The organism is Blastococcus saxobsidens (assembly GCF_002938435.1).
Classification (GTDB): Bacteria; Actinomycetota; Actinomycetes; order Mycobacteriales; family Geodermatophilaceae; genus Blastococcus; species Blastococcus saxobsidens.
Genome location: NZ_POQT01000010.1, coordinates 46981 through 72944 on the forward strand (window position 1 = coordinate 46981; position 25964 = coordinate 72944).

The following is a 25964-nucleotide window of genomic DNA, read 5'->3' on the forward strand; positions in this document are numbered from 1 at the left end:
GTTAGCCTCGGTCGAACACCAGTTCGGCTGACGGGAGCGTGACCATGCGGGTGCTCGGCATCGACCCCGGCCTCACCCGGTGCGGGTGGGGAGTGGTCGACGGTCGCCCCGGCGCCCGCCCGACGGCGGTGGGCGTGGGCGTCGTCCGCACGCTGCCCGAGCTCGACCTCGAGCTGCGGCTGCTCGAGCTGCACACCGCGGTCACCGCGCTGCTGCGCGAGCACCGGCCCGACGTCGTCGCCATCGAGCGGGTGTTCACCCAGAACAACAAGGGCACGGCCACCGGCACCGCGCAGGCGGCCGGCGTCGCGGCGCTGGCCGCCGCGCAGGCGGACCGGCCGGTCGCCTGGCACACGCCCAGCGAGGTCAAGGCCGCGATCTCCGGCAACGGTCGCGCGGACAAGGAGCAGGTCACCCTGATGGTCACCCGCGTACTGGGGCTCGCCGCCGCCCCCAAGCCGGCCGACGCCGCCGACGCCCTGGCCCTGGCGGTGTGCCACGCGTGGCGGGGCCCGGCCCAGCAGCGGCTGCGGTCCGCGGCGCTCGCCGGTGGCCTCGGCGCCCCGGTCGTGCAGCGGACGCTGCCCCGCTGGCAGGGGGTGGCGGCCCGATGATCGCCAGTGTGAACGGCCGGGTCGCCGCGGTCGGCCCCGACGGCGCCGTGGTGGAGGTCGGCGGCATCGGCCTGGCCGTGCAGTGCACGCCCGGCACGATCGCCCGCCTGCAGGTGGGGGAGACCGCCCGGCTGGCCACCAGCCTGGTGGTGCGCGAGGACTCGCTCACCCTCTACGGCTTCGCCGACGACGACGAGCGGCAGCTGTTCGAGCTGCTGCAGACCGCGAACGGTGTGGGGCCGCGGCTGGCGCAGGCCGTGCTGGCCATCCACCCGCCGCGCGAGGTCCGCCGGGCCGTCTCGATGGCCGACGTCAAGGCGCTCATGCAGGTGCCGGGCATCGGCAAGAAGGGCGCCGAGCGGCTGATCCTGGAGCTGCGCGACCGGCTCGGCTCCACCACCACCGACACCCAGCTGGACGCGCCGCCCGGCCTGCCCGCCGTCACCCCGGTGGCCCCGTGGCGCGACCAGCTCACCGCCGCGCTGGTGGGGCTGGGCTGGTCGGCCAAGGAGGCCGACACCGCCCTGGCGCAGCTGGCCCCGGTCGCCGACGAGCAGATCGCGGCCACCGGCTCGGTGGAGGTCGCGGTCCTCCTCCGCCAGGCGCTGCAGCTGCTGGGCCGGTCATGAGCGCCCCGTTCGACCGATCGCTGACCGGCGAGCTGGCCGGCGGGCCGGCCGGCGACGCCGGCCAGGAGTGGGCGGTCTCCCCGCAGGCCGGCGACGAGGAGCGCGTCGTCGAGTCGGCGCTGCGTCCGCACTCGCTGCACGACTTCATCGGGCAGCCGAAGGTGGCGCGGCAGCTGGCGCTGGTGCTCGAGGGGGCCAAGCGGCGCGGCCGCGCCCCCGACCACGTGCTGCTGTCCGGCCCGCCGGGGCTCGGCAAGACCAGCCTCGCGCTGATCATCGGCTCCGAGCTCGGGACCTCCGTGAAGATCACCAGCGGTCCGGCGATCGAGCGCTCGGGTGACCTCGCCGCCATGCTCTCCAACCTCGCCTCCGGCGACGTGCTGTTCATCGACGAGATCCACCGGATCGCCCGGCCGGCCGAAGAGCTGCTGTACATGGCGATGGAGGACTTCCGGGTCGACGTCGTCGTCGGCAAGGGGCCGGGAGCCACCGCCATCCCGCTGGAGATCAACCCGTTCACGCTCGTCGGCGCCACCACGCGGGCCGGCCTGCTCACCGGCCCTTTGCGGGACCGCTTCGGCTTCGTCGGCCAGATGGAGTTCTACGAGCCGGCCGAGCTGCAGCTGGTTCTCGCCCGCAGCGCCGAGCTCCTGGGCGTCGAGCTGACCCCGGAGGGGTCCGCCGAGATCGCCGGCCGCTCGCGGGGCACACCGCGCATCGCCAACCGGCTGCTGCGCCGCGTGCGCGACTACGCCGAGGTCGAGGCGGACGGCCGGGTGACCCGCGCCGTCGCCGAAGCCGCGCTGGCGCTCTACGACGTCGACCACCTGGGTCTGGACCGCCTCGACCGCGCGGTGCTCGAGGCGCTGGTCGCGAAGTTCGGCGGTGGGCCGGTGGGCGTCGCGACGCTGGCGGTCGCGGTGGGGGAGGAGCCGCACACCGTCGAGGAGGTGTGCGAGCCGTTCCTGGTCCGCGCCGGGCTGCTGGCCCGGACCCCGCGCGGCCGGGTCGCCACCGAGGCCGCCTGGCAGCACCTCGGGTACCCGCTCCCGCGCGGCGGCGTCGCCCTCGGCCGGGTCACAGTGGACCCACACGCCCCGGGGTCGTCGTCAGAACCCCTGTTCGACGCCTAGACTCCGCAGACGCTGGCGCGCAACTCGCAGGCCGGGCCGTGCGCGTCCCGTCTGGTCGCCGCGCGCGCCGGTATCGAGTACCCGAGCGGATCCGTCCCGGACCGCACCCACCGCGACGCACCAGTCGCGGAAGAGAGGCACACCTGTCGTGGAGTACTTCCCGCTGATCATGCTGGCCCTGCTGGCCGTCGTGCTGTTCGTCCTGCCCGCCCGGCAGCGCAAGCGCATCCAGGAGCAGAACGCCGCGATGCAGGCCTCGCTCACGGTCGGCACCCCGGTCATGACGACCAGCGGGCTGCACGGCACGGTCGCCGGCCTGCACGAGACCACGGTCGACCTGGAGATCGCTCCCGGTGTCGTGGCCACCTTCGCCCGCCAGGCCATCCTCGAGGTCCGCCGCCCGGCCGACGCGACGCCGACGGTCGACGACGACCAGGCGCGCCCGGCCGACGGCACCGTCTGACCGGGAGGACGTCCGTGGCCAACCGCCCGGCTCCGGCGCGCGGGTACTTCGCCGCGCTCGTCGCCATCATCGCCCTGATCTACGGGCTCGTCTTCTTCGTCGGTGACACCCGGACGCCGCAGCTCGGGCTGGATCTCCGCGGCGGCACCACGGTGACCCTGACCGCGCGCACCCCCGACGGCCAGGCCCCAGCTCCGGAGGACCTGGAGCTGGCCCGACGGATCATCGAGCAGCGGGTCAACGGCCTGGGTGTCGCCGAGGCCGAGGTGGTCACGGAGGGCAGCGCGAACATCGTGATCTCGGTCCCTGGCGACGACGGCGAGCAGGCCCGCGAACTGGGCGCCACCGCCCAGCTGCGCTTCCGGCCGGTCATCGCCGGTCCCGAGCCGGCCGTGCCCGCCGAGGAGCCCGCCGAGCCGACCGAGAGCGCCGAGGGGACCGATCCCGAGACCGCGGACGGGGCGACCGACGGGGACGCCGCCGAGAGCACCGACGACGCCGAGGCGCCGACCGGCACCGACGGCGCGGTCGAGGACCCGGCCCTGCCCGACGCCGACGCGCCGCTGGTCACCCAGGAGGAGGCGGCTGCCGCCTTCGCGACGCTGACCTGCGAGGCGGAGAACGTCACCGGTGAGGTCTCCCGGTCGGACGACTTCGTCGCCACCTGCAGCGAGGACGGATCCGCGAAGTACCTGCTCGGGCAGACGATCATCGAGGGCACCGAGATCGACGACGCCAGCGCGGCGACCGATCCGACCGACGGCAGCTGGGTCGTCCTCCTGGACTTCCAGTCCGCGGGCCGGCAGGCCTGGGCGAACTACACGGCGGGCAACATCGGCACGAACGTGGCGTTCACCCTTGACGGCCGGGTGATCTCCGCGCCGGTCATCCGGGCCGCCATCAACACCCAGACCACGATCAGCGGCAGCTTCGACCAGGAGTCGGCCACCGAGCTGGCCAACCAGCTGAAGTACGGTGCCCTGCCGCTGACCTTCACCCAGGCGACGGCCCAGTCCATCTCCACCGAGCTCGGCGAGGAGCAGATGCAGGCCGGCCTCATCGCCGGTGCGCTCGGCATCGCGCTCGTCTTCGTCTACGCGCTGGCCTACTACCGGCTGCTGGGCTTGGTGATGATCGCCAGCCTGCTGCTGTCCGCGGTGGTGGTCTACGGCTGCCTGGTGCTGCTCGGCCGGGAGATCGGCTTCACGCTCAGCCTCGCCGGGATCGCGGGGTTCATCGTCTCCATCGGCATCACGGCCGACTCGTTCGTCGTCTACTTCGAACGCCTCAAGGACGAGATCCGGGAGGGCCGGTCGCTGCGGTCGGCGGTGCCGCGGGCGTGGGTGCGCGCCCGGCGGACGATCCTGTCGGCGGACGCGGTGAGCTTCCTCGCCGCGGCGATCCTGTACCTGCTCGCGATCGGGGACGTTAAGGGCTTCGCCTTCACCCTGGGCATGTCCACGGTGCTGGACCTGATCGTCGTCTTCCTCTTCACCCACCCGCTCATGGCGGTGCTGTCGCGGGTCAAGTCCTTCTCGACGAACCGCTTCTCCGGACTCGGCCGGGTGGAGCACACCCGCCGGTCCCCGAGCGGGGCGCCGGACGGCGGCCGTGCGCTCGTCGGCGCTGCCGCCGCCACCGGGGCCGGCCGCCAGGACAGGAGCAGCTCATGACCCGCCCGACCGATCCGGTGGAGACGACGCCGGAGGAGGGGCCGGCCACGTCCGGGGACGACGCGCTCGCCGACGCCGGCCTGCCGCAGGACCCGGGTGCCGAGGGGGGTTCCGAGCCGGCGCCGCAGCGTGGTCGGGGCGGCCTGACGCACCGGCTGTACAACGGCGAGGCCGGCTTGGACGTGGTGGGTCGCAGCAAGCTCATCTACCGCATCACCGCGGTGGTCCTGCTGCTGTGCCTGCTCGCCATGGTCTTCCGGGGCTTCAACTTCGGCATCGACTTCGCCGGCGGCAACAGCTTCCGGCTGCCCGGGACCGCGGAGCAGCTCCAGGACGCGCGCGCCGCGGCCGAGGAGGCGGGTGCCCAGGTGGCCAGCGCCCAGGTGGTCGGCGGCAACGAGCTGCTGATCCGCACCGAGCAGCTGGCCAACGCCGACGAGCGCGCCGTCGTGGAGGCGCTGGCCGACACCGTCGGCATCGCGCCCAACGAGGTGAGCCCCGAGTCGGTCAGCGCCGAGTGGGGCAGCGACATCACCGACCAGGCGCTCGTCGCGCTCGCGGTGTTCCTCGTCGCGGTGGTGCTGTTCCTCGCCGTCCGCTTCCAGCCCAAGATGGCGATCGGCGCCATGGCCGCCCTGCTGCACGACATCCTCGTGACGGCAGGGATCTACGCGCTGGTCGGCTTCGAGGTCACCCCGTCGACGGTCATCGGGTTCCTCACCATCCTGGGCTTCTCCCTCTACGACACCGTGGTCGTCTTCGACAAGGTCGACGAGAACGTCAAGGACCTGGAGAAGAGCGCCCGCATGACCTGGGGCGAGGCGGCCAACCTGGCGGTCAACCAGACCCTCATGCGCTCGATCAACACCTCCGTCATCGCGCTGCTGCCGGTGGCCGGCCTGCTCTTCGTCGGCGCAGGCCTGCTGGGCGTCGGCACGCTCAAGGACCTCGCGCTGGTGCTGTTCGTCGGTCTGGCCGCCGGGACGTACTCCTCGATCTTCCTGGCGACGCCGATCGTGGCCGACCTCAAGGAGCGGGAGCCGGAGATGGTGGCGCTGCGCCGCCGGGTGCTGGCCCGCCGGGCGTCCGTGGCCCGCACGGGGGGTGCTCCGGCCGGGCCGGTCGCCAGTGCGCGCCGGCGTCGCCCCGCTGGGGCGGTCGCGGTCGCGGAGCTGCCGGAGACCGTGGACGCCGACGTCGTCGTCGAGTCCCCGGCCACCGTCCGGCCGGAGACCCTGCGCGGCGCCACCGCGGCGCCCCGGCCGGGCGCCCGGCCGCAGCGCCCGGGTGGGCAGAACCGACCCGCGGGCAAGCGGAGACGGTGAGCGGCAGCGTGGCCGAGCGGCTGGACGAGCTGATCTCCGGGCTCACCGTCGACGTGCCGGACCACCCCGAACCCGGGGTGCTGTTCCGGGACCTGACGCCCGTGTTCGCCGACGGCCCGGCGTTCCGCCGGGTGGTGGAGGGGCTCGCCGCGGCGTCGGCGTCGGACCCGCGGGCGGCGGCCCTCGCCGACTCGCGGGCGGGGGAGCGGCCCTTCGACGTCGTCGTCGGCGTGGAGGCGCGGGGCTTCCTGCTGGCCGCCGGGGTCGCCCTGCACACCGGCGTCGGTGTGGTCCCGGTCCGCAAGGCCGGCAAGCTGCCGCGCGAGCGGATCGCCGCCGACTACGCCCTGGAGTACGGCACCGCCACCCTCGAGCTGCACGCCGACTCGATCCGCCCCGGCCAGCGGGTGCTCGTCGTCGACGACGTGCTGGCCACCGGCGGCACGCTGGCCGCCGCGGTCACGCTGGTGGAGCAGCTGGGCGGGGTGGTGTCCGCGGTGGCGGTGGTCGTGGAGCTGTCCGCGCTGGCCGGCCGGCAGCGGCTGGCCCCGCACACGGTGCACGCGCTCTGGACCACCTGACCGAGGGAGACGCGGGCTGCGGACGGGGCGGGCGCGCGCACCTGCCCGCTAGCATGGGGAGGGTCCCCACTCCTCGAGCCTGCAGGAGCAGCCGTGGCCTCCGAAGTAGCCGCTGACGCGGCTCCCGCGCGGCCCGGCCCGGCCGTCGCGGACCAGGGGACCGTCCCGGGCCCACCGGCCGAGGCGCCGGTGCGCAGCCCGCTTCCGGAGCGTCCGCTGGTGCGCCGTCCGGACGACGTCGGCGCCGAGCCGGTCGATCCGGACTCCGGAGCGCCGCGTCGCCGCGTGCGGGACCGGCTGGCCCGCCGGATCGTGGCCGGTCAGCGCAGCACGCTGGTCCGCCCGGTGCTCGAGCCGCTGGCGGTGCTGCACCGGCAGAGCCACCCGAAGGCCGACCTCGCGCTGCTGCAGCGCGCCTACGACGTCGCCGAGGCTGCGCACGCGTCGCAGAAGCGCAAGAGCGGCGACCCGTACATCACGCACCCGCTGGCCGTGGCCACCATCCTCGCCGGTCTCGGCATGGACACCACGACGTTGATCGCGGCGCTGCTGCACGACACCGTCGAGGACACCGGCGTCACGCTGGAGACCATCACCACCGACTTCGGGTCCGAGGTGGCGCACCTCGTCGACGGCGTCACCAAGATCGACAAGGTGAAGCTGGGTGACGCCGCCCAGGCCGAGACGATCCGCAAGATGATCGTGGCGATGTCCCGGGACCCGCGGGTGCTGGTCATCAAGCTCGCCGACCGGCTGCACAACATGCGCACGCTGCGCTTCCTCCCGCCCGAGAAGCAGGAGAAGAAGGCGCGCGAGACGCTGGAGATCCTCGCCCCGCTGGCCCACCGGCTGGGTATGAACACGATCAAGTGGGAGCTGGAGGACCTCGCGTTCGCCACGCTGTACCCCAAGCGTTACGACGAGATCGTTCGGCTGGTCGCCGAGCGCGCCCCGTCGCGCGACACCTACCTGGCCGAGGTCACCTCGACGGTCAACGAGCAGCTCAAGGCCGCCAAGATCGACGCCGTCGTCTCCGGCCGGCCCAAGCACTACTACTCGATCTACCAGAAGATGATCGTGCGCGGCCGCGACTTCACCGACATCTGGGACCTCGTCGGCATCCGGATCCTGGTCGACTCGGTGCGCGACTGCTACGCCGCGCTCGGCATCATGCACGCGCACTGGCAGCCGGTGCCCGGCCGCTTCAAGGACTTCGTGGCCATGCCGAAGTTCAACATGTACCAGTCGCTGCACACGACGGTGATCGGCCCGCAGGGCAAGCCGGTCGAGCTGCAGATCCGCACGCACGACATGCACCGGACGGCCGAGTACGGCATCGCCGCGCACTGGAAGTACAAGGAGAAGGCGCGGGCCGGTGGCAAGCCCAGCGCCGGCGAGTTCGGGGCCCCGCCCAAGGCCGGCTCGCCCGACGACATGCTGTGGCTGCGCCAGCTGCTGGACTGGCAGCGCGAGGCCCAGGAGCCCGGCGAGTTCCTCGAGACGCTGCGCTACGACCTCGGGCCGCAGGAGGTCTTCGTCTTCACGCCGAAGGGCGACGTCGTCAGCCTGCCCGGCGAGGCGACGCCGGTCGACTTCGCGTTCGCGGTGCACACCGAGGTCGGCTACCGCACCATCGGCGCCCGGGTGAACGGCTCGCTGGTGTCGCTGGACAGCAAGCTCACCAACGGCGACGTGGTGGAGATCTTCACCTCCAAGTCGCCCAACGCCGCGCCGTCCAAGGACTGGCTGACGTTCGTAGGTTCCTCGCGGGCCCGCACGAAGATCCGCCAGTGGTTCACCAAGGAGCGCCGCGAGGACGCCGTCGAGGCCGGCAAGGAGGCCCTGACCCGCGCCATGCGCAAGGCCGGCCTGCCGCTGCAGCGGCTGCTGGGCGGCGAGGCGCTCTCGACGCTGGCCAAGGACCTGCGCTTCGCCGACGTCACCGCGCTGTACGCGGCGGTGGGGGAGAACCAGCTGTCCGCGACGTCGGTGGTCGAGAAGCTCATGGTCGCCCTGGGCGGCAGCGAGGGCGCGGCCGAGGACATCGCCGAGACCGCGATCCCCACCCGGCGCCCGGCCCCGCGCCGGTCGGCCAGCGGCGACCCGGGGATCATCGTCCACGGGATGAGCGACGTCTGGGCGAAGCTGGCCAAGTGCTGCACGCCGGTGCCGGGCGACTCGGTCCTCGGCTTCGTCACCCGCGGCGGCGGCGTCAGCGTGCACCGCACCGACTGCACCAACGCCGCGGACCTGCAGACCAAGCCTGAACGTCTGGTCGAGGTCGAGTGGGCGTCGTCGCCCGGTTCGGTGTTCCTCGTGGCGATCCAGGTCGAGGCGCTGGACCGGCACCGGCTGCTGTCCGACGTCACCAAGGCGCTGGCCGACGAGCGGGTCAACATCCTGTCGGCCTCGGTGCAGACCAGCCGCGACCGCGTGGCCATCAGCCGGTTCACCTTCGAGCTCGCCGACCCGGCGCACCTCGGCGCGGTGCTGCAGACGGTGCGCAACGTCGAGGGCGTCTTCGACGTCGAGCGAGTCACGGCCTGACGCCGAGAGCGCCGGTGCCGCGTGGGCACCGGCGCTCTCGGCGCGAGCAGGACGCGGACTAGACGACGGCCATGTCGTCGATGGTCACGGTGGTGTTGGGCGTGCCGTCGCCGGGGCCCTCGGCGCCCTGGATGCCGCCCTCGGCGACGCGGTCGAGGATCGCCAGGCCGGCTTCGTCGATCGTGCCGACGACGGTGTACTCGGGCGGCAGCGTGACGTCGGTGAAGGTGAGGAAGAACTGGCTGCCCGTCGTGCCCGGGGCCGCCGTCTTGGCCATGGCGATCGTGCCCCGCGGGTAGGTCGTCTCGGGAGTGACCTCCTCGGCGTACTTGTACGTCGGGCCGCCGGAGCCGGTGCCGGTCGGGTCGCCGCACTGCAGGAGCCCGAAGGCCTCCTGGGTGACCAGCCGGTGGCAGGTGCTGCCGTCGTAGAAGTCCTGCTGGGCGAGGTAGACGAAGCTCGCCGCCGCGCACGGCGCCGTGGCCCGGTCGAGGGTCAGCGTCAGGTCGCCCTCGTTGGTGGCCATGCGCAGGGTGGCGGTGCCCTCGGTGGGCGTGGCCTCCGGGGTGGGCGGGGTGCCGACGTCGGTGAGGTTCGGGTTGCCGGTCTCGTCGGGCAGGTACTCGCAGGTCACCGTGCCGTCGGGGTTGGTCGTGCGCGCCGCCGGCTCGGTGGGGGCCGGCGTCGACGGGTCGGCGGCCTGGTCGTCGGTGTCGTCGTCGCCGGAGAACACGCCGGTGACCAGCAGCGCGACGCCGACCACCACGACGACGGCGAGCGCGGTGAGGAGCAGGCCCAGGTTCCGGCGGCGCTTCTTGGCCAGCTCCGCGCGGCGCTCCAGCTGGCGCTGCAGGTGACGCTGCGCGGCTTCGCGACGCTGCTTGTTCGTGGGCACGGGTGCGGACTCCTCGGGCGGACGGGCGCGACAGGGCGGCCTCGACGGCGGTGCCGGGCGGGGCCGCACCGCGCTGGTCGGGGAGGGAGTCTAGGTGGCGGGGCTGGGGAATCCCTGGCAGCACCGGGGAGCCCGGGTGCATCCGCGTAACCTGCACGGGTGCTCATCCGCTCGTTCCCTGCCGGCGCGTTCGGCACCAACTGCTACGCCGTCGCCTCCGGGCCGGGGGCCGAGTGCGTCGTCGTCGACCCGGGCATGGACGCCGTCGAACCGCTGGCCCGCATGCTGGCCGACGACGGGCTGAAGCCGGTCGCCGTCGTCCTCACGCACGGGCACCTCGACCACACGTTCTCGGTCCTGCCCGTCTGCGAGGGCTACGGCATCCCCGCCTACCTGCACCCCGCCGACTCCGGGATGCTGTCGGACCCCGCGACGTGGCACGGGCCCCAGCTGGCGCCGCTGATCACCGGCGTCCGGCTCCCCGACCCGTCGGAGGTGAAGAGCCTGGACGACGGCGAGGTGCTGTCGCTGGCCGGCGTCGACCTCACGGTCCGGCACGCGCCCGGGCACACCCAGGGCTCGGTCATGTTCTCCCTCGACCTCGGCGAGGCCCCCGGCCTGCTGGCCGGTGACGTGCTCTTCGCCGGCTCGGTGGGCCGGGTGGACCTGCCCGGCGGGTCGTGGGACGCGATGCTGCGGTCGCTGCGCGAGGTCGTCCTCCCGCTGGACGACGAGACGGTCGTGCTGCCCGGTCACGGCCCGGCGACGACGATCGGCCGCGAGCGGGCCAGCAACCCCTACCTCGCCGAGGCCGCGAGCGCACCCAGGGGGCGTGGACTGTGAGCGCCGGTCTGACCGCCCCGAAGGGCACCTTCGACACGCTGCCGCCGGACTCGGCGCGCTTCCTCGCCGTCCGCGACACCCTCACCGCACCGCTGCGCCGGGCCGGCTACGGGTACGTCGAGACACCGGTCTTCGAGGAGACGGCCGTCTTCTCCCGCGGCGTCGGCGAGTCGACCGACGTCGTCACCAAGGAGATGTACACGTTCGCCGACCGGGGCGGCCGCTCGCTGACCCTGCGCCCCGAGCTCACCGCCGGGCTGATGCGCGCCTTCATCGAGCACCGGCTGCACGACGGCGCGCTGCCGGTGAAGCTGTGGACCGTCGGCTCGGCGTTCCGCTACGAGCGCCCGCAGGCCGGCCGCTACCGGCACTTCACCCAGGTGGACATGGAGGCCCTCGGCACCGACGACCCGGCGCTGGACGCCGAGGTGGTCGCACTGGGCGTGCAGGGCTTCCGCGACCTCGGGCTCACCGACTTCGAGCTGCTGCTCACCTCGCTGGGCGACGCCACCTGCCGGCCCCAGTACCGCGAGCTGCTGGTGGCCTACCTGGACAAGCTGGACCTGGACGAGGAGACCCGGCGGCGCGCGGCGATCAACCCGCTGCGGGTGCTCGACGACAAGCGGCCCGAGGTGCAGGCGCAGCTCGACGACGCCCCGCTGATGGTCGACCACCTCTCGGACACCACCAGGGCGCACTACGACGCCGTCCGCCAGCACCTCACCGACCTCGGGGTGCCCTGGACCGAGGCGCCCAGGCTGGTGCGCGGGCTGGACTACTACACGAAGACGACGTTCGAGTTCGTGCACTCCGGGCTCGGCGCGCAGTCGGCGATCGGTGGGGGCGGGCGCTACGACGGCCTGTCCGCGGCGCTCGGCGGACCCGACGTCTCGGGCATCGGCTACGCCGTCGGTGTCGACCGGACGCTGCTCGCCGTGCAGGCCGAGGGTCTGGACATCGGCGCGACCGCGGGGGTGCAGGCCTTCGTCGTGCCGCTGGGTGCGGAGGCCAAACGGCTGGCGGTGCGCCTGGTCGGGCAGCTGCGCCAGGCCGGCGTCGCCGCCGACACCGTCTACGGCGACCGCGGGCTCAAGGGTGCGATGAAGGCGGCCGACCGGTCGGGCGCCACGCACGTCGTCGTCGTGGGCGAGCGGGACCTGGCCGAGGGAGTCGGCCAGCTCAAGGACATGCGCACCGGCGAGCAGCACGCCGTCCCCGTCGGTGAGCTGTTCCAGCGCCTTCGTGAAAGCGTGGGGGAGTGAATTCTTCGATGGAGCAGCGACCGCTCGGGCGGACCGGAGCAGACGTCAGCGTGATCGGCCTGGGCACCTGGCAGCTCGGCGGCGACTGGGGCGACGTGACCGAGGACGATGCGGCCGACGTCCTGGACGCCGCCCTCGACGCCGGGGTCACCCTGCTCGACACCGCCGACGTCTACGGCGACGGGCGCAGCGAGGAGCGGATCCGCAAGGCGCTGGCGCCCCGGGCCGACCGACCGTTCGTGGCGACCAAGGCCGGCCGCCGCGCCGACCCGTTCGAGGCCGAGCAGTACACCCCCGAGAACCTGCGCGCCTGGATCGACCGGTCCCGCCGCAACCTCGGCGTCGACACCCTGGACCTGGTGCAGCTGCACTGCCCGCCGCCGGCCGTCTACCCCGACCAGCGGGTGTACGACGCGCTGGACTCGTTCGTGGCCGACGGCGCCATCGCCGCCTACGGCGTCTCGGTGGAGACCGTCGAGGAGGGCCTCACCGCGCTGCAGCACCCCGGCGTGGCCACCATCCAGGTCATCCTCAACATCTTCCGGCGCAAGCCCCTCGAGGAGCTGCTCCCGGCCGCCCAGCGGGCCGGTGTGGGCATCCTCGCCCGCGTGCCGCTGGCCAGCGGGCTGCTGACCGGCAAGTACGACGAGTCGACGACCTTCCCGGCCGACGATCACCGGAACTTCAACCGCAACGGCGAGGCCTTCGACGTCGGCGAGACGTTTGCCGGCGTGCCCTTCGACGTCGGTGTGGAGGCCGCCCGCGAGGTCGCCGCGATCGCCGGCGACGCCGTGCCGACCGCCGCCTTCGCGCTGCGCTGGGTCATCGACCAGCCCGGCGTCACCACCGTCATCCCCGGCGCCCGCAACGTCACGCAGGTGCGCGGCAACGTCGCCGCCGCCTCGATGGCCCCGCTGTCGGACGCCCAGCTCGCCGATCTCGAGCGGCTGTACGACGAGCGCATCCGCGCCCACGTGCACGACCGCTGGTAATCCTCCCTTCGAAAGGCTCTTCCTGTGCTTCGCACCCACGACGCCGGCGCGCTCCGCGCGTCCGACGCCGGTACCACCGTCACCCTCGCCGGCTGGGTGGCCCGCCGCCGCGACCACGGCGGGGTGGTCTTCCTCGACCTGCGCGACGCCTCCGGGTACGTGCAGGTCGTCGTCCGCGAGGAGGAGGCCCACCACCTGCGCAACGAGTACTGCGTGCTCGTCACCGGTGAGGTGCGGTCCCGCCCCGAGGGCAACGAGAACGCGGAGCTGCCGACCGGCGACATCGAGGTGGCGACGTCGGAGCTCCGGGTGCTGTCGGCCTCGGCGCCGCTGCCCTTCCCGATCGAGACCGACCAGGCGGCGTCCGACGACGTCCGCTACAAGTACCGTTACCTCGACCTGCGCCGGCAGGGGCCGGCGAAGGCCATCCGGCTGCGCTCGGAGATCAGCCGCATCGCCCGCGGGGTGATGGCGCAGCACGGCTTCACCGAGGTGGAGACGCCGTCGCTCACCCGGTCGACGCCCGAGGGCGCCCGGGACTTCCTCGTGCCGGTCCGCCTGCAGCAGGGCAAGTGGTACGCGTTGCCGCAGTCGCCCCAGCTGTTCAAGCAGCTGCTGATGATCGGCGGCCTGGAGCGCTACTACCAGATCGCCCGCTGCTTCCGGGACGAGGACTTCCGCGCCGACCGCCAGCCGGAGTTCACCCAGCTGGACTTCGAGATGAGCTTCGTCGAGCGCGACGACGTGCTGGCCATCGCCGAGGACGTCGTCCGGTCGCTGTGGCGGGAGCTGGCGTCGTACGAGATCCCCGAGATCGCGCGGATGACCTACCGCGAGGCGATGGACCGCTTCGGGTCGGACAAGCCGGACCTGCGCTTCGGCATCGAGCTCACCGAGCTCACGTCGTACTTCTCCGACACCCCGTTCCGCGTCTTCCAGTCGCCCTACGTCGGTGCCGTCGTGATGCCCGGCGGCGGTGCGCAGCCCCGGCGGGCGTTCGACGCCTGGCAGGACTGGGCGAAGTCCCGCGGCGCCAAGGGCCTGGCCTACGTGACCATCGCCGAGGACGGCACGCTGGGCGGGCCGGTCGCCAAGAACATCTCCGACGCCGAGCGCGACGGCCTGGTGGAGGCGGTCGGGGCGAAGCCCGGGGACTGCGTCTTCTTCGCCGCCGGCCAGCGCCGCTCGTCGCAGGAGCTGCTGGGCGCCGCCCGCAACGAGATCGCCAAGCGGCTGGAGCTGATCGAGCCGGGCTCGTGGTCGTTCCTCTTCGTCGTCGACTTCCCGATGTTCGAGGAGACCGAGGACGGCGACTGGACCTTCATGCACCACCCGTTCACCTCGCCCACGCCCGAGTGGCGGGACCGGTTCGCCGAGGACAAGGGCGCGGCGCTGTCCGACGCCTACGACATGGTGATCAACGGCAACGAGGTCATGAGCGGCTCGGTGCGCATCCACGACGCCGACCTGCAGGAGCGGGTGTTCGAGACGCTCGGCATGTCGCGCGAGGAGGCCCGTGAACGGTTCGGGTTCTTCCTCGAGGCGTTCGCCTACGGTCCGCCGCCGCACGCCGGCGCGGCCCTCGGCTGGGACCGGTTGTCGGCGCTGCTGTCCGGGGTGGAGTCGATCCGCGAGGTCATCGCCTTCCCGAAGACCGGCGCCGGCCACGACCCGCTGACCGGCGCCCCGACGCCGATCACCACCGCCCAGCGCAAGGAGTCCGGCATCGACGCGAAGCCGGAGGAGCCGGCGCTGCCCGGTCAGCCTGGCGCCCCAGGGCCCTCCGACCCGACGAAGTAATCCGGGGTGGACCCGCGGCGGGGGCCGGAGGCCCTCCCGACGGGGACACGGGCAACGGCTCGGCGCACGAGGGCCTGCAGGAGCTGGGGCTGGAGCTCTTCGCCGCCGAGGAGCGCCGGCTGCCCGAGCTCACCACGGTGACGGTGCCCGACGGGGTGGACTCGGCGGCGGTGCGCAAGGAGCTGCTCGAGCGGTTCGACCTGGAGATCAGCGGGGGAGTGGGGGCCTACGCGGCCACCGTGTGGCGGATCGGGCTGATGGGCCCCAACGCCGCGCCGGACGAGGTGGCGCTCGTCCTCGCGGCCCTGCGGGACGTCCTCGGCCGCTGACCTCGCCGCGATCATCGGGTTGTGCTCGCGGGATTGGGCGCGCCGGCGCGTGTCGGTGGCAACAACTCGATGATCGCGGGATCAGTGCCAGCCGCGTGAGAGCAGGGCCCGGCGTGCTCGGTCGACGACCGTGCACTCCTGCAGGTGCCGCGCGGCGAATCGCAGCGTGAGCCACCCATCTGCCGCCATGAGCGAGTACCGGTCGATGTCGCGGCCGAACTGCTCCCGCTCCGCGTGCTGCCGACCCTCGTACTCGACCGCCACCTTCCACCGCGACCAGCCGATGTCCGCGTGGGCCACGGCGACCCCCCAGCGGTCGCGGATCGCCACCTGCAGCTCGGGTTCGGGCAGGGCGCTCGACGTCAGCCAGTACCGGATCAGGCTCTCGGGGCGGGACATCGAGAGCGGTGACAGCAGTGCGGTGCATTCGCGGGCCCGGATGACGCCCCGGGCGCCGAGCGCCCGGGCGAGTCGCTCGTCGATGTCCTCACGTGCGGCGAGCCCGGCCCGCAGCAGCGAGTCGCCCACGGCCACCAGCTCCTGAGGGGGGAGCCGAGCGGAGAGATCGAGGAAGGTCTGCGCGGGCGTGGTCAGCCGGAGGCCGGCCGTCTCCACGACGTCGGCCGTCGTGAGGTCCTTGCGGACCAGCACCTGGAGACCACGACGCTGCGGGAGCACGCTCCGCGGCGTCACCACGGCCTGCACCGAGCGAGCCGGTGCAACGGGAGCACCCCAGAGCTGAGCGGCGGTCGTCAGCCCGAACGCCGCGTCCCGTGGGAGGACCCGCGCCCACGCCGCACAACGCTCGGCGAGTGTCGGTTCGACGGCCGATGAGAGGTAGAGGCCGCGCCCCAGCCGGATGCCGTCATGAGCGATCTGCCGCCGGGAGACGCCGCGGTCGCGCGCCTCGTCCCAGGTGTAGCTCGGGCCAAGTTCCACACCGTCCATGCGCCCGACGGTCGGGGCGAGTCGCCCTCGATGGGGCCCGACGCCACCAACTGTGGACGCTCGGAGTGGCTGTGGACCGCGATCATCGAGTTGTGCGGGCACCCGTCGGCGCGTCCCCGCGTGTCCCTGGCAAGAACTCGATGATCGCGGGGGAGGAGGGTCAGGCGTTCAACCGGGCCAGCTGCTCGGGGGAGAGCTCGAGGTCGGCGGCCGCGGCTGAGTCCGTGATCGAGGCCGCCCGCGAGGCCCCGGGGATCGGGACGACCGTGTCGGCCTGCGCCAGGTGCCAGGCCAGCGCCACCCGGTAGACCGACACCCCGAGCTCCTCGGCCACCTCGGCGAACGCCGGCGCGGTCGAGTCCAGCGAGCCGGCCGCGCCCACCCCGCCGAAGGGGCTCCACGGGAGGAACGCCAGTCCGTGCGCCGCGCAGTGCGCCAGCTCGTCGGCGGAGGACCGCCAGCCGGGGGAGAACTGGTTCTGCACGCTGACCAGCGCCTCGCCGACGATCGCCCGGGCCGCGTCGATCTGCGCGACGTCGGCGTTGGAGATCCCGACCATGCGCACCAGCCCGGCATCGGCCAGCTGCCGCAGCGCGCCCATCGAGTCCTCCCAGGGCGTCGCCGGGTCCGGCCGGTGGAACTGGTAGAGCCCGATGGCGTCCACCCCCAGCCGGCGCAGCGACGCCTCGCAGGCGCGCCGCAGGTGGGCCGGCGACCCGTTCAGCTCCCAGTCGGTGCCGCGGCGGGTGTGCCCGCCCTTGGTGGCCACCAGCACCGACGACGGATCGCCGCCGTAGGAGCGCAGCGCCGCGGCGACGAGCGACTCGTTGTGCCCGAACTCCGCCTCGTCCCGGGAGTAGGCGTCGGCCGTGTCGATCAGCGTGACGCCGGCGTCCAGGGCGGCGTGCACCACGCCGACCGCGTCGTCGTCGGACGGCCGCGGCTCCTTGGTCGACAGGGGCATCGCGCCCAGTCCGATGGCGCTGACCGTCATGTCCCCGATGCATCGCTGCTGCACGGCCCTGTCGTGCCCCGCGGGTAGCGTCGGGAACCGTGACCTCGCTGTTCGACCCCGCGCCGGACGAGGACGGCGCGCCCGCGCTCGACCCCGGTGCGCCGCTCGCGGTCCGCATGCGACCGCGCAGCCTCGACGAGGTCGTCGGCCAGCAGCACCTGCTGGGCCCGCGCGCGCCGCTGCGGCGGCTGGTGGAGTCCGACGAACCGATGTCGCTGGTCCTCTACGGCCCCCCCGGCACCGGCAAGACCACCCTCGCCCACGTCATCTCGCTGGCCACCAAGCGGCAGTTCGTGCAGCTGTCGGCGCTCGACTCCGGGGTCAAGGAGGTCCGGGCGGTCATCTCCAGCGCCAAGCGCGAGCTCACCTTCTCCGGTCGCCGCACGGTCCTGTTCATCGACGAGGTGCACCGCTTCTCCAAGACGCAGCAGGACAGCCTGCTGTCGGCGGTCGAGGACCGGATCGTCAGCCTCATCGCGGCCACCACGGAGAACCCGTTCTTCTCCGTGGTCAGCCCGCTGCTGTCGCGCAGCCTCGTGCTCGCGCTGCAGCCGCTGTCCGACGACGACGTCCGCACGCTGCTGCGCCGGGCGCTGGCCAGCGAGCGCGGGCTGGACGGTGAGTTCACGCTCACCGACGAGGCCGAGGAGCACCTCATCCGGATCGCCGGCGGCGACGGGCGCAAGTCGCTGACCGCGCTGGAGTCCGGCGCGGGGGCGGCCCGGGCCGTCGGCGCGACCGAGATCGACCTCGCCACGCTGGAGACGGCGGTGGCGCAGGCCGCGGTCCGCTACGACCGGCAGGGCGACATGCACTACGACGTCGCCAGCGCGCTGATCAAGAGCATCCGGGGCAGCGACGTCGACGCCGCCCTGCACTACCTGGCCCGCATGGTCGAGGCGGGGGAGGACCCGCGGTTCATCGCGCGGCGGCTGGTCATCTCCGCCAGCGAGGACATCGGGATGGCCGACCCGACCGCCCTGCTGACCGCCGTCGCCGCCGCCGACGCGGTGGCCTTCATCGGGATGCCCGAGGGCCACTTCCCGCTGGCGCAGGCCGTCGTGCACCTCGCCACGGCCCCCAAGTCCAACGCGGTCACCGCCGCGATGGGGGAGTCGGTGGCCGACGTGCGGGCCGGCCTGGGCGGCCCGGTGCCGCCCGGCCTGCGCGACGCCCACTACGGCGGGGCGAAGAAGCTCGGGCACGGCAAGACCTACGTCTACCCGCACTCCCACCCCGACGGCGTCGTCTCGCAGCAGTACCCGCCCGACGCCCTGGTGGGCAAGGACTACTACCGGCCGACCAACCGCGGCGCGGAGGCGCGGCTGGGCGAGCGGCTGGCCAAGCTGCGCGCGATCATCCGCCGGACCCGCTGACCTCCCGGCGGGGGACGGACGTCGGCAGGTGGCCGCGACTAGTGTGACGAGGCCGGAACGTCGCTCCCGGCGCTGAATCCCCCGAGAACAGGAGCACGCGTGTCCGTAGGAGAGATCGCCGGGCTGATCGCAGCCGGCGCCCTGGTGCTGCTGGTGGTGCTGGTGGCCGTGCCGCTGCTCAAGCTCGGCCGGACGCTCGACGAGGCCACCCTGACCATCCGCCAGGTGCGCGAGCAGAGCGCGCCGATCCTCAGCCAGGCCGGCACCACGGTCGCGCACGTGAACAGCAACCTGGAGCGGGTCGACGACATCACCGGCAACGCCGCGAACGTCTCCAGCAACGTCGCCGCGCTCACCAGCGTGGTCGCCGCGACCCTGGGCAGCCCGCTGATCAAGGTCGCCGCGTTCAGCTACGGCGTGCGCAGCGCCACCAAGAAGAAGCGGGAGGGGCAGGCCCTGGCCGACGCCGCCCGCCGCGACAGGGAGGCGCGTCGTTCCCGCCGCGCCGCCCGGCGGGCCGCCTGATGCGCCGGCTGTTCTGGCTGGCGATGGGCGTGACGATCGGCGTACTGGTCGTGCGCAAGCTGTCCGCCGCCGCCGAGAAGATGACCCCGGCCGGCATCGGCGCCTCCATCGCCGACGGTCTGCGCGACCTCGCCGACGCCATCGGCGACTTCGGTGCCGACGTCCGCGAGGCCATGTCCGAGCGCGAGCAGGAGCTGCGTGCGGGCACCGGCCTGGACGCGCCGCTGCCCGATGCGGGCGACGCCGCCGCCCTGCGCCGCGGCGCCCACGCCGCCGACTCCTGATCCATCGGCCGGGACGGCCCGCGTCGTCCCGGTCCCGTCGAACCGAGTAGATCGCTGATGCAGACCGCCGAGATCCGCCGCCGCTTCCTGGAGCACTTCGCCCAGCGTGGCCACACCGTCGTGCCCAGCGCCTCGCTGGTCTCGCCGGACCCGTCGCTGCTGTTCACCGTCGCCGGCATGGTGCCGTTCATCCCGTACCTGACCGGCCGGGAACCGGCCCCGTTCCCGCGCGCGACCAGCGTGCAGAAGTGCGTGCGCACCCTCGACATCGAGGAGGTGGGCAAGACCACCCGCCACGGCACGTTCTTCCAGATGAACGGCAACTTCTCCTTCGGCGACTACTTCAAGGAAGGCGCCATCCAGCACGCCTGGGGGCTGCTCACCGGGTCCGTCGAGGACGGCGGGCTGGGCTTCGACCCCGAGCGGCTCTGGGTCACGGTCTACCTGGACGACGACGAGGCGGCCGAGGCCTGGCGCCGCATCGCGGGCCTGCCGGTCGAGCGCATCCAGCGGCTGGGGAAGAAGGACAACTACTGGCACACCGGGGCGCCCGGCCCTGGTGGCCCGTGCTCGGAGATCTACTTCGACCGCGGCCCGCAGTTCGGCCCCGACGGCGGCCCGCTCGTGGACACCGCCGGTGACCGGTTCCTGGAGATCTGGAACCTCGTCTTCATGCAGTACGAGCTGACCGACGTCCGGAGCAAGGAGGAGTTCACGGTCGTCGGCGAACTGCCGAACAAGAACATCGACACCGGGATGGGCCTGGAGCGGGTGGCCTACCTGCTGCAGGGCGTGGACAACATGTACGAGATCGACGAGGTCGCGCCGGTGCTGCGGCGCGCGGCCGAGCTGTCCGGTGTCACCTACGGCAAGGACGCCGAGGCCGACGTCCGGCTGCGCGTGGTCGCCGACCACGTGCGCAGCGGTCTCATGCTCATCGGCGACGGCGTCACGCCCGGCAACGAGGGCCGCGGGTACATCCTGCGCCGGCTGCTGCGCCGCGCCGTCCGGTCGATGAAGCTGCTCGGCGTCGAGGACGCCACCCTCCCGGAGCTGCTGCCGGTGTCGAAGGAGGCGATGAAGGCCAGCTACCCCGAGCTGGAGACCGACTTCGCGCGGATCAGCAGCGTCGCCTACGCCGAGGAGGAGGCGTTCCGCCGCACCCTCACCTCCGGCACGGCGCTGTTCGACACCGCCGTGGCGCAGGCGAAGAGGGCGGGCACGCCGGAGCTGTCCGGGGAGCAGGCCTTCTCGCTGCACGACACCTACGGCTTCCCGATCGACGTGACCCTGGAGATGGCCGCCGAGCAGGGCGTGGTCGTCGACGAGGAGGGCTTCCGCGCCCTCATGAAGGAGCAGCGGGACCGGGCCCGCGCCGACGCCCGCGCCAAGCGCACCGGCTCGGTCGACGTCCTGGCCTACCGCCGGCTGCTCGCCGAGCACGGCCCGACCGACTGGCGGGCCTACGACACCCTGCGCACCGACTCCCGCGTGCTGGCCGTCGTGACCGACGAGGAAGGACCGGAGGTCGCCGAGCAGGGCGACATCGTGCGGGTCGTGCTGGATCGCACCCCCTTCTACGCGGAGTCCGGCGGGCAGGTCGCCGACGCGGGCATCCTCACCTGGGACGGCGGCCGCGCCGAGGTGATCGACGTCCAGCGACCGGTCAAGGGCCTCGTCGCGCACCAGGTCCGGGTGCTGGACGGCGAACTGCGCGAGGGCGCGGAGCTCACCGCCGAGGTGGACTACGAGTGGCGGCTCTCGGCCTGCCAGGCGCACTCGGGCACCCACGTGGTGCACGCCGCGCTGCGCGAGGTGCTCGGTCCGCAGGCGCTGCAGTCCGGCTCCTACAACCGCCCCGGTTACCTCCGGCTGGACTTCGCCTGGCAGGGCGCGCTGAGCCAGCAGCAGCGCACCGACATCGAGGACGTCGCCAACGCCGCGGTGCGCGCCGACCACAAGGTCCGCGCGTCCTGGATGACGCTGCCCGAGGCGCAGGCCTCCGGCGCACTGGCGCTCTTCGGGGAGACCTACGGCGAGAAGGTCCGCGTCGTGGAGATCGGCGGCCCCTGGTCGCGCGAGCTCTGCGGTGGCACGCACGTCCGCGGCAGCGCCCAGATCGGCACGCTGGCGCTGACCGGCGAGTCGTCGGTCGGCTCGGGCGCCCGGCGCGTGGAGGCCGTCGTCGGACTCGAGGGCTTCCGGTACCTGGCCCGCGAGCGCGATCTGGTCCGCCAGCTCGCCGAGATCCTCAAGTCGCCGCAGGACGGCCTCGTCGAGCGGGTCGGCGGCATGGTCACCCGCCTGCGCGACCTGGACCGCGAGCTCGCCGACCTCCGCAGTCAGCAGACCCTGGCCGCGGCCGGGCAGCTCGCCGGATCGGCCCGCGACGTGGGCGGCGTCGCCGTCGTCACGGGGGCACCGGCCGGGCTGGGCGGCGGCGACCTGCGCACGCTCGCCCTCGACGTCCGGGGCCGGCTGGCCGCCGACCGGCCCTCGGTCGTGCTGCTGGCCTCGGAGTCCGGTGGCAAGGTGGCCCTGGTGGCCGCACTGAACCCGGCCGCGGTCGCGCAGGGGCTGTCGGCCAACGACGTCCTCAGGGCGGCCTCGGCACCGGTCGGCGGCCGCGGTGGCGGCAAGTCCGACGTCGCCCAGGGAGGCGGCACTGATCCCGCGGGTATCCCCGCAGCACTGCAGGCCGGCGAGCAGGCGGTTGCGGCCGCCACGGGAAGGTGACCAACGTGTCCGACACCGAGTACAACCCCGAGGACACCGGCCCGGTCGGCAAGCGCCGCCGGGAGCTGCCGGCCGTGCCGCCGGCGCGGCCGCGCACGCCCGGGTCCACCGGTGAGCAGCCGACGTACCACCCGACCACGGAGATCGACCTCAGCCAGGGGTTCCCGCCGGTCAAGCACGAGACCACCGAGATCGACCTCAGCGGCGGCTGGCCGCAGCACCTCAAGGTGCCGCCGCGGCGTCCCGGTGCCGGCCCGGCCCGAGGGCGCGTGCTCGGCATCGACGTCGGCACCGTCCGGATCGGGCTGGCGCTGTCGGACCCGACCGGCACGCTCGCCAGCCCGCTGGAGACCCTCCGGCGGGCGAAGGACGGATCCGATCTGGACCGTCTCGTCAGGCTCGTCGTGGAACACGAGGTGACCGAGGTGGTGGTGGGAGAGCCGAGGCATCTGTCAGGTGCGTCAGGCGCCTCCGCCGTCGATGCGGGCAACTACGCTCAGGAACTGGCCGACCGCATAGCGGATGTGCCGGTCCACATGATCGACGAGAGGCTCTCCACCGTGACCGCAGCCAGTCACCTCCGCGAGGGTGGCATCGACAGCCGCCGATCGCGCCCGGTGATCGACCAGGCGGCCGCCGTGGTCATCCTGCAGCAGTACCTCGACAGCCGGCGGGCGCCCACGTGAGCGCGCCCGGCGGGCCGCCGCGCCGGGGGAGGCACTCCTCCGACGACCGAACCGGTGGAGTGCCCGCGTCCTCCTGGACGACTCCGGGCGCCCCCACCGGGGGCAGCTACCCGCCGGGCTCGCCCCTGCATCCGCCGCACCGTCCCGTCGACCGCCCGGGCGTTCCCCGCTCCCGGTCCGGGACCATCGACCGCGGCGCCGACCACACCGGACCGCTCGTCGAGCCCTCCTGGTGGTCCTACGGTTCGACCGACCACCCGGACCACCCCGGCGCCCCCGCCCGGTCCGACGACGGGCACGGCTTCGGCCGCCAGCACCCCTCGGCGCCGCTGCCCCCGATGCCCACCGGCGCGTGGGACCGGCTCGCCGCCCGGGCGGGCGCCGGCGACGACGAACCCACCGTGGCCACGCCCCGGCTCGGCAGCGGTCGAGACGACCACTCCTCCGCCGGCGACGTGCAGCCCGCGGACGACTTCCGGTGGTGGGAGGAGCAGACCGGCGGCCTCGAGGTCATCGGCGCCAACGTCGACGAGCCGACCCCGCGCCGTCGCGGGCTCCTGCGGGGACGGCGGAGCGCTCCCACCACGACCGACCAGCCCGAGACCGAGGCGATGCCCGCCGTCGCCCCCGTGGCCCCGGCCGCGGCGGTGCCCGAGGCGGACCCGGTCCACGAGGAGCAGGCCCTGGCCGCCGAGCCGGTCGGCCCCCTGACCGACGACGAGATCCCGGTCGCCCCCTACGACCCGCGCAGCGACCGGCAGCGCCGTCGTCGGCGCCGGCGTCCGTTCGCCGTCGCGTTCGCGCTGCTCGTGCTCGGCGGCATCATCGCCGGCATCGTCTTCGGCGGCCAGCAGCTGTTCTCCCTCCTGGACCCCACCTCGCGCGACTACACCGGGAGCGGGTCCGGCAGCGTCGACATCCGGGTGAACCAGGGCGACACCCTCAGCGACATCGCCGGCACGCTCGAGGGCGCCGACGTCATCGCCTCGACCGGGCCCTTCGTCAGCGCCGCCAAGGACAACCCCGCGGCCACCGGCATCCAGCCGGGCGTGTACTCGCTGCGCCTGCAGATGAGCGGTCAGGCGGCGCTCGACGCGCTGCTGGAGCCGGCCTCCCGGCAGGTGTCGCGCGTGACCGTCCCGGAGGGCTTCACCGTGGAGCGGGTGCTCGCGCGCCTCGCCGAGCAGACCGGCACCCCACTGGAGGAGTTGCAGGCCGCGGCCGCTCCCGGCGCGCTCGAGCTGCCCGCCTACGCGGGCGGTCAGCTGGAGGGCTACCTCTTCCCGGCCACGTACGCCTTCGAGCCCGGGACCACGCCGCAGCAGATGCTGCAGGAGATGGTCGACACGTTCACCGAGGTCGCGGGCCGTCTCCGGTTGGAGGAGCGCGCCGCCGCCCTGGGCCGCACCCCGGCCGAGCTGGTGACGGTGGCCTCGATGATCCAGTCGGAGACGCGACTGGACAGCGAGCGGGCGGACGTCGCGCAGGTCGTCTACAACCGGCTGGCACAGGGCATCCCGCTCGGCATCGACGCGACGCTGGCCTACGGGCTGAAGAAGAGCGGCAACGACCTGACCGTCACGGACCTGAGGACCGACGGGCCGTACAACACCCGCACCCGCCAGGGCCTGCCGCCGACACCCATCAGCTCTCCGGGGGAGAGCAGCCTGGAGGCCGCGCTGGTCCCGACCACCGGGGACCTCCTGTACTACGTGCTGGCGGACGAGGACGGCTCGCACTTCTTCACCAGCGACTACGCGGAGTTCCAGCAGGCACGCCAGCGGTGTGCCGACGCCGGTCTCGGATGCGGTGGCTGAGCCGCGCCGACGGGCGGCCGTCCTCGGCCGGCCGGTGTCCCACTCGCTCTCCCCGCTGCTGCACCGTGCCGCCTACGCGGCCCTCGGGTTGAGCGACTGGACCTACGACGCCCTGGACGTCGGGGCCGAGGACCTGCCGGACCTCCTGGCCGGCCTCGGCCCGGAGTGGCGCGGGTTCTCGGTGACCATGCCGTGCAAGCAGGCAGCGGTCGCGGTGGCCGACACGGTGCAGCCGCTGCCGGGCCTGCTCCGGGCGGCCAACACCCTGGTCCGCACCGGGAGCGGTTGGCGCGCGGAGAACACCGACGTGACCGGCATCGGCATGGCGCTGCAGCTGGCCGGCGTCGAGGAGGCGCCGCACGCGGCCGTGCTCGGCGCGGGGGGCACGGCGACCGCCGCGGTGGTCGCGCTGGCCTCCCTGGGCGCCCGGCAGGTCGACGTCGTCGTGCGGGAGCCCCGCCGGGCCGGCGAGGTGACCCGGGTCCTCGAGGCGCTCGACGTGGAGGCGAGGGTCCTCCCGCTGGACGGCAGCGCGGTTCCCGCCCCGGTGGTGGTGAGCACCGTGCCCGTCGCCGGGCAGCCCGCCGTCGCGGGGCTGGACTGGCGGGCCGGTCAGACGGTGCTCGACGTGCTGTACGCCCCGTGGCCCACGCCGCTGGCCGAACGGGTCACCGCCGCCGGCGGAACGGTGATCAGCGGCCTCGAGGTGCTCTTCTGGCAGGCCACCGAGCAGGTGGAGCTGATGACCGGTGACGCCGCGCCGATCGGCGCCATGCGGGCCGCGCTGGACGCGGCGCTCGCCGCACGCTGACCGGCGCGGTGGACGTCTCGCGCCCGGTCCTGGCCGGGATCGCGGTGGTCGTCGGGCTGGTGCTGGGCCCGTGCTGCGCGCGGGTCGCCGCGCGCCTCGCCACGAGGGACGCCACGGCCCGCTCGACCCCGTTGCGCGACGCGCTGGTCGGCGCGCTGACCGCGGGGCTGCTGTGCGCCGCGGCGCTGCTCGGCGGAGTCCGGCCGCTCACGGCCGGACTCGCCTGGGTGGCGGCCGCGGCCGTCGTGCTGGGCGCCGTCGACCTCACCGCGCACCGGCTGCCCGACCGCGTCCTCCTCCCGGCGGCCGCGGCGTTCACCGCGGCCCTGCTCGCCGACGCCGCCGTGCTCGGGACGTGGGGAGCGCTGGCGCGCGGGGCGCTCGCCGGGGGGCTGCTGTACCTGGTCGCCGCGGCCGCGGCCGCGGTCTCCCCGGCGGCGCTGGGCTACGGCGACGTCAAGCTCCTCGCGCTGCTGGGCCTGGTGCTCGGCTGGTTCGGCTGGGGCGTGCTGATCGCCGGGCTCTTCCTCGGGCTGCTGCTCGGCACCGTCGTCTCGGTGGTGCTGGTCGCGACCCGGCGGGCGAGCTGGCGCAGCACCGTGCCCCTCGGGCCGCCGCTGCTGGCCGGCGCCGTCCTGGCGCTGGCGGTCGGGGGCGTCCCGCCCCTTCCATGATGGAAC

Annotated in this window: 24 protein-coding genes; 21 read left to right on the forward strand and 3 right to left on the reverse strand. The window is 73.8% G+C overall.

The genetic code is table 11. The annotated features are described in order from the left end of the window. Positions 1-44: 44 nt before the first annotated feature. The 8 genes from ruvC (at position 45) to C5507_RS08560 (ending at position 8965) form a co-directional block, all read left to right on the forward strand. A complete protein-coding gene (gene ruvC / locus C5507_RS08525) occupies positions 45-614 on the forward strand; it encodes a crossover junction endodeoxyribonuclease RuvC (protein ID WP_104528105.1) in 570 nt (189 codons plus the stop codon). Further along, a complete protein-coding gene (gene ruvA / locus C5507_RS08530; RefSeq protein WP_104528106.1) occupies positions 611-1243 on the forward strand; it encodes a Holliday junction branch migration protein RuvA in 633 nt (210 codons plus the stop codon). The genes ruvC and ruvA overlap by 4 nt, the downstream gene beginning before the upstream one ends. Beyond that, complete coding sequence (gene ruvB / locus C5507_RS08535; protein WP_207225684.1) at positions 1240-2376, forward strand: Holliday junction branch migration DNA helicase RuvB; 1137 nt, start codon at positions 1240-1242, stop codon at positions 2374-2376. The genes ruvA and ruvB overlap by 4 nt, the downstream gene beginning before the upstream one ends. A 148-nt stretch (positions 2377-2524) precedes the next feature. Beyond that, a complete protein-coding gene (gene yajC, locus C5507_RS08540; protein WP_104528107.1) occupies positions 2525-2839 on the forward strand; it encodes a preprotein translocase subunit YajC in 315 nt (104 codons plus the stop codon). A gap of 14 nt (positions 2840-2853) precedes the next feature. Beyond that, a complete protein-coding gene (gene secD, locus C5507_RS08545; protein WP_104528108.1) occupies positions 2854-4512 on the forward strand; it encodes a protein translocase subunit SecD in 1659 nt (552 codons plus the stop codon). Next, on the forward strand, positions 4509-5837 hold the full coding sequence (gene secF, locus C5507_RS08550) for a protein translocase subunit SecF (RefSeq protein ID WP_104528109.1): 1329 nt from the start codon (positions 4509-4511) through the stop codon (positions 5835-5837). The genes secD and secF overlap by 4 nt, the downstream gene beginning before the upstream one ends. Then, positions 5834-6418, forward strand: coding sequence for an adenine phosphoribosyltransferase (locus C5507_RS08555; RefSeq protein WP_104528110.1), 585 nt, complete (start codon positions 5834-5836; stop codon positions 6416-6418). Before secF ends, C5507_RS08555 begins: the two co-directional genes overlap by 4 nt. 93 nt (positions 6419-6511) lie before the next feature. Further along, positions 6512-8965 carry a RelA/SpoT family protein gene (locus C5507_RS08560; RefSeq protein WP_104528111.1) on the forward strand — a complete coding sequence of 818 codons (2454 nt, stop codon included), beginning with the start codon at positions 6512-6514 and terminating at the stop codon, positions 8963-8965. A 58-nt stretch (positions 8966-9023) separates the two neighbouring features. Here the strand turns inward: C5507_RS08560 and C5507_RS08565 are convergent, their stop codons facing one another. Continuing rightward, positions 9024-9860: a peptidylprolyl isomerase gene (locus tag C5507_RS08565; protein WP_104528112.1), complete on the reverse strand. Its 837-nt coding sequence runs from the start codon at positions 9858-9860 to the stop codon at positions 9024-9026. A 159-nt stretch (positions 9861-10019) separates the two neighbouring features. On the opposite strand from C5507_RS08565, the gene C5507_RS08570 reads away from it, so the two are divergent. The 5 genes from C5507_RS08570 to C5507_RS23085 all read left to right on the forward strand — a co-directional run bounded on the left by C5507_RS08570 (position 10020) and on the right by C5507_RS23085 (position 15086). Beyond that, on the forward strand, positions 10020-10703 hold the full coding sequence (locus C5507_RS08570; protein WP_104528113.1) for an MBL fold metallo-hydrolase: 684 nt from the start codon (positions 10020-10022) through the stop codon (positions 10701-10703). Further along, positions 10700-11965 carry a histidine--tRNA ligase gene (hisS, locus tag C5507_RS08575; protein WP_104528114.1) on the forward strand — a complete coding sequence of 422 codons (1266 nt, stop codon included), beginning with the start codon at positions 10700-10702 and terminating at the stop codon, positions 11963-11965. Before C5507_RS08570 ends, hisS begins: the two co-directional genes overlap by 4 nt. A gap of 8 nt (positions 11966-11973) precedes the next feature. After that, positions 11974-12957 (forward strand): aldo/keto reductase, encoded by a 984-nt coding sequence (locus C5507_RS08580; RefSeq protein WP_104528115.1) that lies wholly within the window; start codon positions 11974-11976, stop codon positions 12955-12957. A 24-nt stretch (positions 12958-12981) separates the two neighbouring features. Beyond that, complete coding sequence (gene aspS / locus C5507_RS08585) at positions 12982-14757, forward strand: aspartate--tRNA ligase (RefSeq protein ID WP_104528116.1); 1776 nt, start codon at positions 12982-12984, stop codon at positions 14755-14757. A 137-nt stretch (positions 14758-14894) separates the two neighbouring features. After that, positions 14895-15086 (forward strand): hypothetical protein, encoded by a 192-nt coding sequence (locus tag C5507_RS23085; protein WP_242610997.1) that lies wholly within the window; start codon positions 14895-14897, stop codon positions 15084-15086. 81 nt (positions 15087-15167) lie between these two features. On the opposite strand, the gene C5507_RS08595 is transcribed toward C5507_RS23085, so the two are convergent. Both C5507_RS08595 and C5507_RS08600 read right to left on the reverse strand, forming a co-directional pair. Beyond that, positions 15168-16034: a type IV toxin-antitoxin system AbiEi family antitoxin gene (locus C5507_RS08595; protein WP_104528117.1), complete on the reverse strand. Its 867-nt coding sequence runs from the start codon at positions 16032-16034 to the stop codon at positions 15168-15170. Between the two features lie 160 nt (positions 16035-16194). Next, positions 16195-17028 (reverse strand): aldo/keto reductase, encoded by an 834-nt coding sequence (locus C5507_RS08600; protein WP_249027812.1) that lies wholly within the window; start codon positions 17026-17028, stop codon positions 16195-16197. Positions 17029-17087: 59 nt separating this feature from the next. Here C5507_RS08600 and C5507_RS08605 point away from each other — a divergent pair, with 59 nt between their 5' ends. The 8 genes from C5507_RS08605 to C5507_RS08640 all read left to right on the forward strand — a co-directional run bounded on the left by C5507_RS08605 (position 17088) and on the right by C5507_RS08640 (position 25958). After that, positions 17088-18425, forward strand: a complete 1338-nt coding sequence (locus C5507_RS08605; protein ID WP_104528119.1) for a replication-associated recombination protein A — start codon at positions 17088-17090, stop codon at positions 18423-18425. Between the two features lie 99 nt (positions 18426-18524). Further along, on the forward strand, positions 18525-18950 hold the full coding sequence (locus C5507_RS08610) for a DUF948 domain-containing protein (RefSeq protein WP_104528120.1): 426 nt from the start codon (positions 18525-18527) through the stop codon (positions 18948-18950). Next, positions 18950-19234: a hypothetical protein gene (locus tag C5507_RS08615; RefSeq protein ID WP_104528121.1), complete on the forward strand. Its 285-nt coding sequence runs from the start codon at positions 18950-18952 to the stop codon at positions 19232-19234. Before C5507_RS08610 ends, C5507_RS08615 begins: the two co-directional genes overlap by 1 nt. A 57-nt stretch (positions 19235-19291) precedes the next feature. Next, entirely contained in the window at positions 19292-21970 is a 2679-nt protein-coding gene (alaS, locus tag C5507_RS08620; RefSeq protein ID WP_104528122.1) for an alanine--tRNA ligase, read from the forward strand. 5 nt (positions 21971-21975) lie between these two features. Then, positions 21976-22656, forward strand: coding sequence for a Holliday junction resolvase RuvX (ruvX, locus tag C5507_RS08625; protein ID WP_104528163.1), 681 nt, complete (start codon positions 21976-21978; stop codon positions 22654-22656). A 59-nt stretch (positions 22657-22715) separates the two neighbouring features. Further along, the gene (gene mltG / locus C5507_RS08630; RefSeq protein WP_104528123.1) at positions 22716-24473 is read left to right on the forward strand and encodes an endolytic transglycosylase MltG; all 1758 of its coding nucleotides are present in this window, start codon (positions 22716-22718) and stop codon (positions 24471-24473) included. Next, entirely contained in the window at positions 24466-25284 is an 819-nt protein-coding gene (locus C5507_RS08635; protein ID WP_165400432.1) for a shikimate dehydrogenase, read from the forward strand. Before mltG ends, C5507_RS08635 begins: the two co-directional genes overlap by 8 nt. Positions 25285-25292: 8 nt before the next feature. Then, positions 25293-25958, forward strand: coding sequence for a prepilin peptidase (locus C5507_RS08640; RefSeq protein WP_104528125.1), 666 nt, complete (start codon positions 25293-25295; stop codon positions 25956-25958). Positions 25959-25964: the final 6 nt, after the last annotated feature.